The 15,710-nt window shown below is 58.1% G+C and carries 14 protein-coding genes; 7 read left to right on the plus strand and 7 right to left on the minus strand.

Annotated features, from left to right (window positions below; genetic code table 11):
• Positions 1–100: 100 nt before the first annotated feature.
• Genes kdpE through kdpF form a run of 6 tightly spaced genes read right to left on the minus strand, consistent with a single transcriptional unit; the run spans position 101 to position 7,886 of the window.
• Positions 101–778: a two-component system response regulator KdpE gene (kdpE, locus tag ACMGGU_RS04390; RefSeq protein WP_008501074.1), complete on the minus strand. Its 678-nt coding sequence runs from the start codon at positions 776–778 to the stop codon at positions 101–103.
• Entirely contained in the window at positions 775–3,462 is a 2,688-nt protein-coding gene (gene kdpD / locus ACMGGU_RS04395; protein ID WP_196364874.1) for a two-component system sensor histidine kinase KdpD, read from the minus strand. Before kdpD ends, kdpE begins: the two co-directional genes overlap by 4 nt.
• On the minus strand, positions 3,463–4,038 hold the full coding sequence (kdpC, locus tag ACMGGU_RS04400; protein WP_420300274.1) for a potassium-transporting ATPase subunit KdpC: 576 nt from the start codon (positions 4,036–4,038) through the stop codon (positions 3,463–3,465).
• Between the two features lie 12 nt (positions 4,039–4,050).
• Complete coding sequence (gene kdpB / locus ACMGGU_RS04405) at positions 4,051–6,099, minus strand: potassium-transporting ATPase subunit KdpB (RefSeq protein WP_008501077.1); 2,049 nt, start codon at positions 6,097–6,099, stop codon at positions 4,051–4,053.
• An 18-nt stretch (positions 6,100–6,117) separates the two neighbouring features.
• Positions 6,118–7,797, minus strand: coding sequence for a potassium-transporting ATPase subunit KdpA (kdpA, locus tag ACMGGU_RS04410; RefSeq protein WP_045909575.1), 1,680 nt, complete (start codon positions 7,795–7,797; stop codon positions 6,118–6,120).
• Positions 7,797–7,886, minus strand: coding sequence for a K(+)-transporting ATPase subunit F (gene kdpF, locus ACMGGU_RS04415; RefSeq protein ID WP_014069365.1), 90 nt, complete (start codon positions 7,884–7,886; stop codon positions 7,797–7,799). Before kdpF ends, kdpA begins: the two co-directional genes overlap by 1 nt.
• Positions 7,887–8,195: 309 nt before the next feature.
• Here kdpF and ACMGGU_RS04420 point away from each other — a divergent pair, with 309 nt between their 5' ends.
• From ACMGGU_RS04420 to nei, 7 genes are all read left to right on the plus strand, one after another.
• Positions 8,196–8,402, plus strand: a complete 207-nt coding sequence (locus tag ACMGGU_RS04420) for a YbfA family protein (RefSeq protein WP_045630853.1) — start codon at positions 8,196–8,198, stop codon at positions 8,400–8,402.
• Between the two features lie 592 nt (positions 8,403–8,994).
• Positions 8,995–10,407: a deoxyribodipyrimidine photo-lyase gene (gene phrB, locus ACMGGU_RS04425; protein ID WP_248220977.1), complete on the plus strand. Its 1,413-nt coding sequence runs from the start codon at positions 8,995–8,997 to the stop codon at positions 10,405–10,407.
• 10 nt (positions 10,408–10,417) lie between these two features.
• Positions 10,418–11,161: a type 2 GTP cyclohydrolase I gene (locus ACMGGU_RS04430; protein ID WP_045909572.1), complete on the plus strand. Its 744-nt coding sequence runs from the start codon at positions 10,418–10,420 to the stop codon at positions 11,159–11,161.
• Between the two features lie 14 nt (positions 11,162–11,175).
• Complete coding sequence (gene pxpB, locus ACMGGU_RS04435; protein WP_048226116.1) at positions 11,176–11,832, plus strand: 5-oxoprolinase subunit PxpB; 657 nt, start codon at positions 11,176–11,178, stop codon at positions 11,830–11,832.
• The gene (pxpC, locus tag ACMGGU_RS04440) at positions 11,826–12,758 is read left to right on the plus strand and encodes a 5-oxoprolinase subunit PxpC (RefSeq protein WP_048026969.1); all 933 of its coding nucleotides are present in this window, start codon (positions 11,826–11,828) and stop codon (positions 12,756–12,758) included. Before pxpB ends, pxpC begins: the two co-directional genes overlap by 7 nt.
• Positions 12,745–13,485 (plus strand): 5-oxoprolinase subunit PxpA, encoded by a 741-nt coding sequence (gene pxpA / locus ACMGGU_RS04445; RefSeq protein ID WP_048226139.1) that lies wholly within the window; start codon positions 12,745–12,747, stop codon positions 13,483–13,485. Before pxpC ends, pxpA begins: the two co-directional genes overlap by 14 nt.
• Positions 13,486–13,503: 18 nt before the next feature.
• Positions 13,504–14,295, plus strand: a complete 792-nt coding sequence (nei, locus tag ACMGGU_RS04450; protein WP_045909568.1) for an endonuclease VIII — start codon at positions 13,504–13,506, stop codon at positions 14,293–14,295.
• An 89-nt stretch (positions 14,296–14,384) separates the two neighbouring features.
• Here nei and ACMGGU_RS04455 read toward each other — a convergent pair whose 3' ends face one another.
• Positions 14,385–15,668: a citrate synthase gene (locus ACMGGU_RS04455; RefSeq protein ID WP_045909567.1), complete on the minus strand. Its 1,284-nt coding sequence runs from the start codon at positions 15,666–15,668 to the stop codon at positions 14,385–14,387.
• Positions 15,669–15,710 lie beyond the last annotated feature (42 nt).

Genomic DNA, 15,710 nt, shown 5'->3' on the forward strand with positions numbered 1-15,710 from the left:
TTTAAATGGACATAAATAATCCAAAAAACACTGACTGGATTATTTTTGATATATTTTCTGAGAGGTTTTTATTTTAATTAAAAATAAAATGAATAGTTATTCAGAGCATAAACCGATAACCGATACCGGTTTCAGTTAATAAATGGCGAGGGCGAGCGGGGTCGACTTCGAGTTTCTGACGAAGGTGTCCCATATATATGCGTAAATAGTGACTATGTTCCACGGCGTTGGGTCCCCACACCTGACTTAACAGCTGGCGCTGGGTGAGAACCTTACCGTGATTGTTAAGCAGCACGGCGAGCAGGCGAAATTCAATGGGCGTGAGGTGAATTTCCTCTTCGCCGCGCACAATGCGCCGCGCGGCCAGGTCAACCCGGATATCCCCAAACGTGTAGGTTGGATCGGCAGGCGTGGTGGCGCTGTGGCGACGCAGCGCCACGCGAAGGCGAGCCTGTAGCTCGCCGATACCAAATGGTTTAATCAGATAGTCATCCGCCCCGGCATCCAGCGCGGCGATTTTATCCGTCTCTTCCGTACGGGCGGAGAGCACGAGGATCGGCATCTGGCTCCACTGCCGGACTTCACGAATAAAATCGATGCCGTCGCCGTCCGGGAGTCCAAGATCGAGGATCACCAGGTCCGGCTTGCGGGTGGCGGCTTCAATTAAACCCCGCTGAAGCGTACCCGCATCATGGACGCGCAGACCGTCTCCTTCCAGCGCAGCGCGCAGAAAACGGCTAATGGCGATCTCATCTTCAACAATCAGAACGTTGATCACAAATCCTCTGGTAATTCATTAAGTTCTGGCGGGGTTTCCAGAGGAAGTGTAACACAAAAACGTGCGCCGCCTTCGGGACGATTCTCTGCGGAAATGGACCCGCCGTGGACGTCAATGATCGCCTGACATATTGCCAGCCCCAGCCCCACGCCCGGAATGGCCGACTCCTTATTGCCGCGTGCAAATTTCTCGAAAATAGCCAACTCCTGCCCGGCTGGAATGCCGGGGCCGGTATCCCAGACGTTAAGGCGAAGCGTGCCATCTTCCACTGTCGCATCCACCCCAATCTGAGCACTGGCACCCGCATATTTGGCGGCATTTTCCAGCAGGTTGATCAGCACCCGCTCGAATAAGGGCCCATCAACGTGAATTAAGGTCAGGGGCTCGGGCATGTTCAGCGCAATATGTCGCCCGCCCAGGCCCGGCTCGAGCATTTTCAGCGCGCTGCCCACCACCTCTTCCAGCGTTAGCCACTCTTTTTTGAGGTTAAATCCGCCTGACTGGATACGCGCCATGTCGAGCAGGTTATTCACCAGGCGCGTGGTATTCAGCACGTGCTGGCGGATCTCGCTGGCCTGAAGGGCATGTTTAGAGCCTTCCGCCGCCAGGTCCAGCGTCAGAATTTCTGACTGACCAAACAGGACGGTGAGCGGGGTACGCAGATCGTGAGACAGCGCCGCCAGCAGCGAGTTACGAATGCTTTCACGCTCGCTCGCCAGCCGGGCCTGTTCCTCGCTGGCGGTGAGGGCCAGTCGTTCCAGCGCGCTGGCAACCAGCAGCGTAAACGTCTCCAGTAAACGCTGCTGTTCGGGGATCATCAGCTGGCGCAGGTTGGAAGGCTCCACGATGACCAGCCCCTGATTTTTATCGGCACTGCGCAGCGGCAGAATTTGATAGGGCACGCCGGGGAGGGTGTCCGTCCCCGCGCCCGCCGGTAAGCCTTTGTCAAAGCTCCAGCGTGCGATGGCCTCGTCCCAGGGCGTCATGCCGGTGGCCGAGGTCAGCGGGCGCAGCTTACCGTGTTCGTCCGGGAGTAAAATCAGGTTGCTGGCATGAAACGTCGAGCGAATAAACTGCTCGCTGGTCTGCACGATATCCAGCGGCGTACGGCCCACCGCCAGCGATTTCGACATCTCGTAGAGATGACGCGTACGCTGTTCGCGATAGCGGGCGATACGCGCCTGATAGCGCACGCCCGCCGTCAGATTCCCGATCACCAGCCCGACGGTGAGCATCACCGCGAAGGTGAGGATGTACTGTACGTCCGAGACGGCCAGCGTCCCGCGGGGGGCAATAAAGAACAGATCGAAGCTGATGACGTTAACAACCGTCGCCAGGACCGACGGCCAGCGGCCGTAAAAGAGCGCCACCACCACCACGCCCAGAAGGTAGATCATCACCAGGTTAGCGGCATCAAACGCAATCAGCCACTGGCTGGCAATCACGGTAATCAGGGTGCAGAGCACGACGGCGACAAGACAGCCGCGAAGCTGAATGCGCCATTTATCGCTGAAGGTGCGGCTGTCCGGCGCACGATTGGGTAAGGGGGTAGGTTTGTCGTCCAGCGCCACGATCACCAGATCCAGATCCGGCGCACGACGGGCCAGCTTGTCGGCAAAGGATTCGCGGCTAAACCAGCGGCGATGCTGGCGACGGCCGATGACAATTTTCCCCAGGTTATGCTCGCGCGCGTAGCGCAGAATGGCTTTATCTTCCTGCGGATCGGAAAGGGTGGCGGTTTCCGCGCCGAGCTCCTGCGCCAGGCGCAGCGAACTCAGGATCGCGCGACGCTGGTTTTCGGGCAGCGCGTGCAACTGCGGCGTTTCGACATACACCGCATGCCAGACGCTGCCAAATTTGGCCGCCAGGCGCGCGGCGGTGCGGACAAGTTTTTCGTTGCCGCTGCCGTGGCCCACGCACAGCAGGATAGCATCTCGCGTGTGCCAGACGCGTTCCTGGCCCTGCAGGTCCCGCCAGGCGCGCATCTGATCGTCCACCCGGTCGGCGGTTCGGCGCAGGGCCAGCTCGCGCAGGGCAATCAGGTTGCCTTTGCGGAAGAAATGTTCGATGGCGCGCTCGGCCTGGCCGGCGATATACACTTTGCCTTCGTGCAGGCGCTGGCGCAAATCATCGGGCGGCAGGTCAACCAGCACCACCTCGTCCGCGGAATCAAAGAAGGGGTCGGGCACCGTCTCGCGCACCTGAATGCCGGTCACGCCACTGACCACGTCGTTCAGGCTTTCGAGATGCTGAACGTTAACCGTGGTGAACACATCGATACCGGCTTCAAGTAATTCTTCAACATCCTGCCAGCGTTTTGGATGGCGTGAGCCAGGCGCATTGCTGTGCGCCAGCTCGTCCATCAGGATAAGCGCGGGACGGCGGGCGAGGGCGGCATCGAGATCGAATTCAGTGACTAACCGACCGCGATGGCTGATGCGGCGGGGCGGCTGGGTAGCCAGCCCCTTCAGCAGTGATGCTGTCTCTTTACGTCCGTGGGTTTCAACCACGCCGATCAGAATATCGAGCCCCTGCGCCCGAAGCCGCTGGGCTTCCGTCAACATGGCGAAGGTTTTCCCGACGCCCGCGCAGGCGCCGAAGAAAATTTTCAGTTTGCCGCGATGGGCTTCAGCTGTTTGTTCGAGCAGCCTGTCCGGATCCGGGCGCATGGGCTCGTCGGTCATTTAGTTTTTCCTTAGCGCGTCCAGCGCCAGATTCAGCTCAACAATATTTACCACAGGCATGCCGATGAAGCTGACCAGCGGCTTTTGCGTGTGCTCTGCCACAAGCCTGCTCACCTGTTCGACGGTCAGCTGACGGGCAGCGGCAACGCGCGGGATCTGCCATGCCACCGCTGCCGGCGTCAGGCTGTAGTCCAGCCCGCTGGCCGAGGCGGTCACCAGCTCCACGGGGACGTCACGGCTGGCCTGCGGATTCGCGGCGCGCAGGGCTGCTACGCGCTCAGCGACGGCTTTGTCCAGTTCAGGGTTGCTGCCCGCCAGGTTGCTGCCGCCGGATGCCATCGGATTATACGGGCTTTCGGCAGTGGCGGAAGGGCGTCCCTGGAAGTAGCGGGCATCCGTAAAGTTCTGACCAATCAGGCGAGAACCGCGGTTTTCACCGTTTTGCTGTATCTGCGAGCCGTTAGCCTGATCCTTAAACCACCACTGGCCCAGCGCGGTGGTCACCAGCGGGTACAACCCGCCGGTAATGAGAGACAGCAGAATAAACAGAAGTATAGCGGGGCGTAACATGGTCATTTGATTCACCTTTTAAACCAGGCCGAACAGCGTCAACAGCAGGTCGATAACCTTGATACCGACGAAGGGCACCACCAGCCCGCCCAGGCCATAAATCCACAGGTTACGGCGCAGCATGGCGGCCGCCGTGAGCGGCTTGTAGCTCACGCCCTTCAGCGCCAGCGGGATCAGGAAGACAATAATCAGGGCGTTAAAGATGACTGCGCTCAGAATCGCCGAGGCTGGAGAGTGCAGGTGCATCACGTTCAACGCGTTTAATTGCGGATAGGTCGCGGCAAACGCGGCCGGAATGATGGCGAAATACTTCGCCACGTCGTTGGCGATGCTGAACGTGGTCAGCGACCCGCGCGTCATCAGCATCTGCTTGCCGATGTGCACCACCTCAATCAGCTTGGTCGGGTTAGAGTCGAGGTCGACCATGTTGCCCGCCTCTTTTGCTGCCTGGGTTCCGGAGTTCATCGCCACCGCCACGTCGGCTTGTGCGAGGGCAGGGGCATCGTTGGTCCCGTCGCCGGTCATCGCCACCAGACGGCCTTCCGCCTGATACTGACGAATCAGTGCCAGCTTGGCTTCCGGGGTGGCTTCAGAAAGGAAATCATCCACGCCCGCTTCGGCGGCAATCGCCGCGGCGGTAAGACGGTTATCCCCGGTGATCATTACCGTTTTGATCCCCATCTTACGCAACTGGGCAAAGCGCTCCTTGATGCCGCCTTTGACGATATCCTTCAGCGCAATCACCCCGAGCACGCGAGCGCCTTCGGCCACCACCAGCGGCGTCGCCCCCTGACGGGCCACGCTTTCGACCAGACTGTCCACTTCCGGCGGGAAGTGACCATTGTTGGCCTCAATGTGGCGGCGAATCGCGTCAACCGAGCCTTTACGGATCATGCGATCCTGGATGTTGATGCCGCTCATGCGGGTTTGCGCCGTGAAGGGCACGAAGGTGGCGTGCAGGCTCTGAACGTCGCGCTGGCGCAGGTTAAAGCGCTGCTTGGCGAGGATCACAATACTGCGGCCTTCCGGGGTTTCATCGGCAAGAGATGAGAGCTGGGCGGCATCCGCCAGCGTTTTTTCATCCACGCCCGGGGCGGGTAAGAAATCAGACGCCTGGCGGTTACCGAGGGTAATGGTGCCGGTTTTATCCAGCAGCAAGACATCCACGTCACCGGCGGCTTCTACGGCACGCCCGCTGGTGGCGATGACGTTGGCACCGAGCATACGGCTCATGCCAGCCACGCCGATGGCCGACAGCAGGCCGCCGATGGTGGTAGGGATCAGACAAACCAGCAGCGCCACCAGCACCGTGACGGTGACCGCGGTACCACCATAGGCGGAGAACGGCCACAGCGTGGCGGTTGCCAGCAGGAAGACGATGGTCAGGGCCACCAGCAGGATGGTCAGGGCAATCTCGTTTGGCGTTTTCCGGCGCTGTGCGCCTTCCACCATGGCGATCATCCGGTCGAGGAAGGTTTCACCCGGGTTAACGCTGCACTGGATCACCAGCCAGTCGGAGAGAATGCGCGTCCCGCCCGTCACGGAGGCGAAATCGCCGCCGGACTCACGGATCACCGGCGCGGATTCACCGGTGATGGCGCTTTCATCCACCGATGCGCCCCCTTCAATGACTTCGCCGTCGCAAGGGATGATGTCACCGGCTTCCACCAGCACCACATCGCCTTTACGCAGTTCATCCGCCGGAACGTGGTCCATCTGGGCACCGTATTTCGGCTCACGTAACTTGCGCGCGAAGGCGGTTTTTTTCACCCCTTTCAGGCTGTTGGCCTGGGCTTTGCTCCGGCCTTCCGCCAGCGCTTCCGCAAAGTTGGCGAACAGCACGGTAAACCACAGCCACAGGCTGATGGCGCCGGTAAACATCGCATTTCCCGGCATATGGCCCGTTCCCATGGCAATCGCCAGGGCGGTGGTCAGGACGCTTCCCGCCCAGACGATAAACATCACCGGGTTGTGCCACTGCACGCGCGGGCTCAGCTTTTTCACCGCATCCATGAGCGCCTGGCGAACTAATGACGGTTCGAACAGGGCCAGTTGTTTACGACTCATGACAATTTCTCCGCAAAATCAGCGTAAAGAGAGGTATTCCGCGACCGGGCCTAACGCGAGGGCGGGGATAAAGGTCAGGGCGCCGACCAGCAACACGGTGCCCGTTAGCAGGCCGATAAACAGCGCGCCGTGGGTCGGTAATGTCCCGGTGGTGGTCGGTTGGATTTTTTTGTTCACCAGCGATCCGGCTATCGCCATAACCGGCACAATGATCCCGAAGCGGCCCACGAACATGCAGAACGCCAGCAGACAGTTCCAGAACGGAGAGTTGGCGCTTAAGCCTGCAAAGGCGCTGCCGTTGTTGTTGGCGGCAGAGGAGACGGCATACAGCACTTCACTAAAACCGTGAATGCCGGGGTTAAAGATGCCGCTGCGTCCGGCCTCGGTCATCAGCGCCAGCGCGGTGCCGAGCAGCACGAGAGCCGGGGTGACCAGGATTGCCAGCGCGGTTAATTTCATCTCGCGGACGTCGATTTTTTTACCCAGATATTCCGGGGTGCGGCCAATCATCAGACCGGCAATAAACACCGCCAGCAGCACGAACAGCAGCATGCCGTAAAGACCGGAGCCCACGCCGCCAAACACCACCTCGCCAATCTGCATCAGCCACATCGGGATCATGCCACCCAGCGCCGTAAAGGAATCATGCATGGCATTGACGGCCCCGCAGGACGCTGCCGTGGTGACCACCGCATACAGGCTGCTGGCGAGAATGCCAAAGCGGCTCTCTTTACCTTCCATATTGATTGCACTATCGGCCCCGAGTGAGAGGAAGTGCGGATTACCCTGCCATTCGGCCCACATCACCAGCGCAACACAGACCACGAAGATAAGCGACATGGTCCAGAGCAGGGTACGCCCCTGACGGCGATCGTTAACCACGTCGCCAAAGGCAAAGCAGAGCGCGGCGGGGATCAGGAAAATCGCCAGCATCTGCACAAAATTGGTCAGGGCGGTAGGGTTTTCAAACGGGTGCGAGGAGTTGGCGTTGAAGAAGCCGCCACCGTTCGTCCCGAGCATTTTGATGGCTTCCTGCGACGCCACTGGCCCCATAGGCAGGAGCTGTTTTGCGCCTTCCAGCGAGGTATAAGGTGCGTAAGGCAGCAGGTTTTGCAGGCTGCCCTGCTGAATGAAGAACAGCGCGATCAGCAGCGCAATCGGCAGCAGGATCCACAGCGTAATGCGCGTCAGGTCTACCCATGCGTTACCTAACGTACTCACTTTCTGACGTGCAAACGCACGCGTCAGCGCGAAGATCACCGCAATACCGCTGGCGGCAGAGAGGAAGTTCTGCACGGTTAATCCGACCATCTGGCTGAAGTAGCTGAGCGTGGTTTCACCGGAATAGGACTGCCAGTTGGTGTTGGTGACAAAACTGACTGCCGTGTTCAGTGCAAGATGCCAGGACAGGCCCGGTAATTGTTGCGGATTCAGCGGCAGGATGCCTTGCAACATCAGCATGGCAAAAAGCGCAATGAGTCCGACAATGTTCAGCAGCAGAATGGCGATCAGATAGTCACGCCAGTTCATCTCCCGATCGTCTACACCCAGTACGCGCCAGATCCCTTTTTCAACGCTTCCCGTGCCGGGCAGGGGAACGTTATTGATCAGCCGTGCCAGCCCCGAGCCCAGTGGCCTTGCCAGGACGAACAACACCACTAAGAAACTGGCAATAAGCAAAAACGCCTGAGCAGCCATCAGAATGCCTCCGCATTAATCAGGGCATAAACCAGATAACCCAATAACAGGAACACCAGCACGATGCCGGCAATAAGACCTGCACTCACAATCCACCTCCGGGTGACTTTTGTTGTTGTGCTAACGGTAGGATTTATGGCGCAAAGATTTCGCAAAAATGAGAAGGGTGGGTGTAAAAAAAGTATAAAAATGGCAAAGCCCACAATTTAACTATTGATAAGTAAATTGTTAACTTTTTTGTAACTTAATTACGGCGTGAATGTAAATTTTGGCTAAACGGACGAAAATAAGTGGTCGGATGAGTAGTAAAATTACAAACAAAGCGATATTATTTTAGCCAGGTCACAGATTTTGAATTTTCCGGATGACGTTTCCGGCCAACTATAGGGGAGAAAAATATGGATCTTTATAAAGAGTTTCCGGCTCATATCGTGTTCATACGCCGCGCTTTCGCCGTAGTGGCTGGCGTGCTGGCTCTGCCGGTGATGCTGTTCTGGAAAGATCGTGCACGTTTTTATAGCTATCTGCACCGCGTCTGGGCGAAAACCAGCGAGAAGCCGGTATGGATGGATCAGGCCGAGAAAGCGACCTGCGACTTCTACTAAGACGACACACAGCAATAAAAAAACCGCCAACAGCAATGTGGCGGTTTTTTTGTCCCTCGGGATTCGCGGTCCGTTGGGTGGTCTTGCAGCCCCTACCCGGGATTTTTATCATACCCTCCTGTAAGCAGATGGCAATCCCTCCAGGCCTTTATAAAGTCCTAATTTTCTTCGAGTATCTTACCTTTGCAGCGGATGTTCATTATGATGCGGCGTCCCTTTCCGCCATCTCGCAAATGGGCATCGGTCCTGGGAAAGGTATTTTTACAGCCGTAAAGCAGCCCGCCTACCCGGGCTTGTGTCCACCGACTTATCACCGGTGGTGAACGGTGGAGCGGTTAGCAGCAGGGACCGCATAATGAAACGCTATTTTTGCATCGCGTTCATTGTCGCCAGCGTACTCGTTGTCAAAAGTGATGAACCGATCGGGTTTGTTGCATTTACCACGATAGCGCAGGACAAGTAGCGTTAAGGCCGCCTTGGGCGGCCTTTTTTATTTCATCCCGTCTACACTTCATGGCAAAGTAGTTCAATGCATGCTTTTTCCTTTTACGGCATGCCCTTACGGACATAATGGATATTTGCCTGGAGTTTTATGCCCACCCATCTGGTTTGGTTTCGCGCGGACCTGCGCGTACATGACAACATCGCCCTGGCGGCGGCCTGCCGCGCCAAAGACGCTAACGTACTGGCTCTGTTTGTGGCTACGCCCGAGCAGTGGCGGCAGCATGATATGGCGCCACGCCAGGCGGCCTTGCTGCGTGCGTATCTGACCGATCTGCAGCATTCGCTTGCCGGAAAAGGCATACCGCTGATTTATAAAGAGGTAAGTGATTTTGCCGCACAGCTGCAGACGGTGCAGGAGACCTGTAAGCAGCACAACGTCACGCATCTTTTTTACAACTATCAGTACGAATTCAACGAGCAGCAGCGCGACCGTCAGCTGGAGAAGATGCTGGAGGATGTGGTCTGTGAAGGATTTGATGACAGCGTGATGCTGGCGCCGGGCAGCGTGATGACCGGCAACCGTGAGATGTATAAAGTTTTCACTCCGTTTAAAAATGCCTTTATCAAGCGTCTGAAAGAGTCGCTGCCGGAGTGCGTTGCCGCGCCTGCCGCGAGGGGCGAACCCCTGAAGGACCTGTCTGAACTGACGTTTGACTACCCACAGGAGCCGTTTGATAAAACGCTGTTCCCCGCCGATGAAAAAGCGGCTATCGCTCAACTCCGCCAGTTCTGCAAACAGGACGCGGCCAACTACGACGTGCGGCGGGATTTTCCGGCCATCGAGGGCACCAGCCGCCTGTCGGCCTGTCTGGCGCTGGGCGCGATCTCTCCTCGCCAGTGTTTACACCGTCTTCTGGCCGAGCAGCCGCAGGCGCTGGATGGAGGCACCGGTTCTGTCTGGCTGAACGAGCTTATCTGGCGTGAGTTCTACCGCCATCTGATGACGTATCATCCCGATCTCTGTAAGCATCGTCCGTTCATTCCCTGGACCGACAACGTAAAATGGCAGCATGATGAGGCACTTTTACAGGCCTGGAAAAAAGGGGAGACGGGCTATCCGATTGTTGATGCCGCGATGCGTCAGCTCAATGAGACGGGGTGGATGCACAACCGCCTGCGAATGATTACCGCGAGTTTTCTGGTAAAGGATCTGCTTATCGACTGGCGTATCGGAGAGCGCTATTTTATTTCTCAACTGATCGACGGCGATCTCGCCGCGAATAACGGCGGCTGGCAGTGGGCGGCCTCTACGGGCACCGATGCGGCTCCCTATTTCCGGATTTTTAATCCAACCACTCAGGGACAAAAATTTGATGAGAACGGCGAGTTTATCCGCCGCTGGCTCCCTGAACTAAAAGAGATACCGGCTAAAGCGATCCACGAACCGTGGGCATGGGCGGATAAACAGCGTGTAAAACTGAATTATCCCCGTCCGATCGTCGACCATAAACAGGCGCGTGTCGCCACGCTGGCTGCGTACGAAGCGGCCCGCAAAGCATAAGAGAGTGATGATGAAAAACAGCGAACTGGAACGCCTGATTAACGAAAAACTCAATACCGCCTCCTTCAGCGACTACGGTCCAAATGGCCTGCAGGTAGAAGGGCGCGAAACGGTGCAGAAAATTATCACCGGCGTCACGGCAAGCCAGGCACTGCTGGACGAGGCTGTCCGTCAGGAAGCCGATGCGGTGATTGTCCATCACGGTTACTTCTGGAAAAACGAATCACCGATTATTCGCGGCATGAAGCGCAACCGCCTGAAAACGTTGCTGGCAAATGACATCAACCTGTACGGTTACCACCTGCCGCTGGACGCGCACCCGGAGCTTGGCAACAACGTTCAGCTTGCCCGACTGTTGGGGATCACCGTAATGGGCGAAATCGAGCCACTGGTGCCGTGGGGCGAGCTGGCGATGCCGGTTCCCGGACTGGAGCTGGCCTCGTGGATTGAAGCGCGCCTGGGGCGTCGTCCGCTGTGGAGCGGCGATACCGGTCCGGATACGGTGAAGCGTGTTGCCTGGTGCACCGGGGGCGGGCAGGGCTTTATCGACAGCGCCGCGCGCTTCGGTGTCGATGCCTTTATCACCGGCGAGGTTTCCGAGCAGACCATTCATTCGGCACGTGAACAGGGGCTGCATTTCTACGCGGCCGGGCATCATGCCACCGAGCGCGGCGGTATTCGTGCCCTCAGCGAGTGGCTGACGGAAAATACCGATCTGGATGTAACCTTTATTGATATCCCTAATCCGGCCTGATGAGAGGTGCCTGAGTGCAGCGAGCGCGTTGTTATCTTCTGGGAGAAACGGCAGTGGTTCTGGAGCTCGAGCCGCCGGTGACCCTTGCCACGCAAAAGCGTATCTGGCGGCTAACCCAGCGTCTGGTCGATCTGCCGGACGTGGTTGAAGCCATTCCGGGGATGAATAACATCACGGTGGTGCTGCGTAGTCCGCATACGCTGGCGCTGGATGCCATTGAACGTTTACAGCGCTGGTGGGAAGAGAGCGAGGCGCTGGAGCCGGAATCGCGTGCCATTGAGATCCCGGTCGTTTATGGCGGTACGGGGGGACCGGATCTTGGTGTGGTCGCAGACCATTGCGGACTCACCGAAAAGCAGGTTGTTGAGCTGCACAGTTCGGTGGATTACGTCGTCTGGTTCCTGGGGTTCCAGCCCGGATTCCCGTATCTGGGGGGATTATCTCCCCGGCTGCATACGCCGCGCCGCGCTGAACCGCGCCTGAGCGTACCGGCGGGGACGGTCGCGATTGGTGGCGAGCAGACCGGCGTATATCCGCTGACTTCGCCCGGTGGTTGGCAGCTTATTGGGCATACCGCCACCCCGTTATTTGACCCTGGGCTGGCGTCGCCAATACTCCTGCGCCCGGGCGATACCCTTCGCTTTATCCCGCAGAAGGAGGGGGTATGTTAACGCTTATTCGCGCCGGGCTTTATACCTCCGTACAGGATGCCGGCCGCTTTGGCATGCGCCAGTCGGGCGTGAGCTATTGTGGCGCGCTGGACCGTCCTGCGCTGGAAATCGCTAACGTGCTGGTGGGCAACCCCGGCAGCACGGCGGCGCTCGAAATTACGCTCGGCCAGTGTGTGATTGAGTTTGGTCAGGAGACGTGGTTCGCGCTCACCGGCGCAGGCTGTGATGCCACGCTGGACGGCAAAGCGGTGTGGACCGGCTGGCGTCTGCGGGCGAAAGCCGGACAGCGTCTGACCTTAAAGCGTCCTTTGCACGGCGTGCGTAGCTATCTCGCGGTGGCTGGCGGCATTGATGTGCCTGAGGTGCTGGGCTCATCCAGTACCGATCAGAAAGCAGGAATTGGCGGTCACGAAGGACGTTTGTTGCGCGATGGCGATCGCCTGGCGATTAAGCCCTCCTCGCGTCACTTCTCGACGGCGCAGGGGGTGAAACAACTTCTCTGGGGAAACCAGATCCGCGCCTTACCGGGGCCGGAATATCATGAGTTCGACGAGGCATCCAAAGAGTCCTTCTGGCGCTCGCCGTGGAAGCTCAGTCCGCAGAGTAACCGTATGGGCTACCGCCTGCAGGGACAGCCGCTGATCCGGACGACCGACAGGGAACTGCTTTCCCACGGTTTACTGCCTGGGGTTATTCAGGTGCCGGGCAACGGGCAACCGATCGTGTTAATGAACGACGCGCAGACGACGGGCGGTTATCCGCGAATTGCCTGCATCATTGAAGCCGATCGCTACCATCTGGCGCAAATTCCCCTCGGACAGCCGATTCACTTTGTGCAGTGTTCGCTGGAGGAGGCGCTAAAGGCGCGGCAGGATCAGCAGCGCTATCTCGAACAGCTGGCGTGGAGGCTCGATGGTAAAGATTGATTTGAATGCCGATCTGGGCGAGGGCGGCAGCGCCGATGCGGCGCTGATGACGCTGGTCTCCTCGGTCAATATCGCCTGCGGCTTTCACGCGGGCGATGCGCAAACCATGCTAGAGAGCGTGCGTCATGCCATCAAAAATGGCGTGGCGATTGGCGCTCACCCGAGCTTCCCTGACCGGGAAAACTTTGGCCGCACCGCGATGGACCTGCCGCCTGAGACGGTCTACGCTCAGGTGCTCTACCAGATTGGTGCGCTGGAGGCGATGGTTCGCGCCGGGAAGGGCGTGCTGCGCCACGTGAAGCCGCACGGCATGCTCTATAACCAGGCGGCAAAAGATCCGGCGCTGGCGGAGGCGATTGCCCGCGCGGTACGCGATTGCAACCCGCAGCTGATCCTTGTGGGGCTGGCAGGCAGCGAGCTTATTCGCGCCGGCCAGCGTCTGGGGTTAACCACGCGGCAGGAGGTGTTTGCCGACCGGGGTTATCAACCCGATGGCAGTCTTGTACCGCGTACGCAAGCTGGTGCGTTGATAACGGACGAAGGTCAAGCGCTGGCGCAGACGCTGGAGATGGTGCGCGCCGGGCGAGTGACCGCCGTGGATGGCACATCGGCGCACGTTCAGGCTGATACGGTATGTTTACATGGTGATGGCGAGCATGCGCTCCAGTTCGCGCGCCGCTTGCGGGCAGCGTTCTCTGAAGAGGGCATTCTTGTCAGCGCAGACTAATTATGAAAGGACAGAAAAATGCCAGAAGGCCCGGAGATCCGCCGCGCGGCGGATAGCCTCGAGGCGGCGATAAAGGGCAAACCCCTGACGGAGGTCTGGTTTGCTTTTCCTCAACTGAAACCGTTTGAATCACAGCTGGTGGGGCAGTCGGTAACGCATATTGAAACGCGTGGCAAAGCGCTGCTGACGCATTTTTCCCATAACCTGACGTTATATAGCCATAACCAGCTTTACGGCGTCTGGCGAGTGGTGGAGGCGGGTGAACAGCCGCAGACTACCCGCGTGCTGCGCGTCAGGCTGCAAACGGCCGATAAGGCGATCCTGCTCTATAGCGCCTCTGATATTGAAATGTTAACGCCGGAGCAACTCCTCACACACCCGTTCCTGCAGCGAGTGGGGCCGGACGTGCTGGATATGCGTCTGACGGCGAGCGATGTTAAGGCCCGACTGCTATCGCCCACATTCCGCAACCGGCAGTTTTCCGGCCTGTTTCTTGACCAGGCGTTTCTGGCCGGGCTTGGCAACTACCTGCGGGTGGAAATCCTCTGGGAAGTCGGGCTGGCGCCGCAGCATAAAGCCTCTCAGCTGAGCGATGAACAGCTGGAGGCGCTTTCCCACGCGCTGCTGGACATCCCGCGGCTATCGTACAACACGCGCGGCATCGTAGATGAAAACAAGCACCACGGGGCGCTGTTCCGGTTCAAGGTGTTTCATCGGGCGGGGAAAAAGTGCGAGCGGTGCGGCGGCGTGATTGAGAAGGCTACGATCTCTTCCAGACCGTTTTACTGGTGTCCAGGGTGCCAGATGTAAAAAAGCCGGGTGGCGGCTACGCCTTACCCGGCCTACGTTTCGCATTTATTTGTAGGCCCGGTAAGCGGTAGCGCCACCGGGCTTAACTTTTAGCGCTTCAGGTCAGACTTAAAATCACGCTGCTCGTAGCCGGTATACAGCTGACGAGGACGGGCGATCTTCATGCCTTCGCTGTGCATTTCGTTCCAGTGCGCAATCCAGCCTACGGTACGGGCCATCGCGAAGATGACGGTGAACATGGAAGACGGAATGCCCATCGCTTTCAGAATAATGCCAGAGTAGAAATCGACGTTCGGGTAGAGTTTCTTCTCGATGAAGTACGGATCGTTCAGCGCGATGTGTTCCAGCTCCATCGCTACTTCCAGCAGGTCATCTTTGGTACCCAGCTCTTTCAGCACTTCGTGGCAGGTCTCACGCATCACGGTGGCGCGTGGGTCGTAGTTTTTGTAAACACGGTGACCGAAGCCCATCAGGCGGAAGGAGTCATTCTTGTCTTTCGCGCGACGCACGAACTCAGGAATATGCTCAACGGTGCTGATCTCTTCCAGCATCTTCAGTGCCGCTTCGTTCGCGCCGCCGTGCGCCGGTCCCCACAGGGAGGCGATGCCCGCAGCGATACAGGCGAACGGGTTCGCGCCTGAAGAGCCCGCGGTACGGACAGTGGAGGTCGAGGCGTTCTGTTCGTGGTCAGCATGCAGGATCAGAATACGGTCCATCGCGCGTTCCAGAACCGGGTTCACTTCATACTCTTCGCACGGCGTGGAGAACATCATGCGCAGGAAGTTGCCCGCGTAGGAGAGGTCGTTGCGCGGATACACAAACGGCTGACCGATGGAGTATTTGTAACACATCGCCGCCATGGTCGGCATTTTGGACAGCAGACGGTAAGCGGCGATTTCACGGTGACGCGGATTATTTACGTCAAGGGAATCGTGGTAGAACGCTGCCAGCGCACCGGTAATTCCGCACATCACAGCCATTGGGTGAGAGTCACGACGGAACGCATGGAACAGACGGGTAATCTGCTCATGGATCATGGTGTGACGGGTCACGGTGGTTTTAAATTCATCGAACTGGGCCTGCGTCGGTTTTTCGCCGTTCAGCAGGATGTAGCACACTTCCAGGTAGTTGGATTCGGTGGCTAACTGATCGATAGGGAAGCCGCGATGGAGCAGGATACCTTCGTCACCGTCGATAAAGGTGATTTTGGATTCGCAAGATGCGGTAGAGGTAAATCCAGGGTCAAAGGTAAACATCCCTTTGGAACCCAGCGTACGGATATCAATAACATCCTGACCGAGCGTGCCTTTTAGCACATCCAGTTCAATAGCAGTGTCACCATTTAGGGTGAGCGTTGCCTTTGTATCAGCCATTTACGGTCTCCTTAGCGCCTTATGCTTAAGACTGCGCTTTAC

Source organism: Enterobacter sp. BNK-8 (genome assembly GCF_048685095.1).
GTDB lineage: Bacteria > Pseudomonadota > Gammaproteobacteria > Enterobacterales > Enterobacteriaceae > Enterobacter > Enterobacter quasiroggenkampii.

Bases quoted from the DNA above. Each gene is read 5' to 3' on its own strand.
- kdpD (WP_196364874.1), bottom strand. From the start codon at position 3,462: ATGACCGACGAGCCCATGCGCCCGGATCCGGACAGGCTGCTCGAACAA.
- kdpC (WP_420300274.1), bottom strand. From the start codon at position 4,038: ATGACCATGTTACGCCCCGCTATACTTCTGTTTATTCTGCTGTCTCTC.
- kdpB (WP_008501077.1), bottom strand. From the start codon at position 6,099: ATGAGTCGTAAACAACTGGCCCTGTTCGAACCGTCATTAGTTCGCCAG.
- kdpA (WP_045909575.1), bottom strand. From the start codon at position 7,797: ATGGCTGCTCAGGCGTTTTTGCTTATTGCCAGTTTCTTAGTGGTGTTG.
- ACMGGU_RS04420 (WP_045630853.1), top strand. From the start codon at position 8,196: ATGGATCTTTATAAAGAGTTTCCGGCTCATATCGTGTTCATACGCCGC.
- phrB (WP_248220977.1), top strand. From the start codon at position 8,995: ATGCCCACCCATCTGGTTTGGTTTCGCGCGGACCTGCGCGTACATGAC.
- ACMGGU_RS04430 (WP_045909572.1), top strand. From the start codon at position 10,418: ATGAAAAACAGCGAACTGGAACGCCTGATTAACGAAAAACTCAATACC.
- pxpC (WP_048026969.1), top strand. From the start codon at position 11,826: ATGTTAACGCTTATTCGCGCCGGGCTTTATACCTCCGTACAGGATGCC.
- pxpA (WP_048226139.1), top strand. From the start codon at position 12,745: ATGGTAAAGATTGATTTGAATGCCGATCTGGGCGAGGGCGGCAGCGCC.
- nei (WP_045909568.1), top strand. From the start codon at position 13,504: ATGCCAGAAGGCCCGGAGATCCGCCGCGCGGCGGATAGCCTCGAGGCG.
- ACMGGU_RS04455 (WP_045909567.1), bottom strand. From the start codon at position 15,668: ATGGCTGATACAAAGGCAACGCTCACCCTAAATGGTGACACTGCTATT.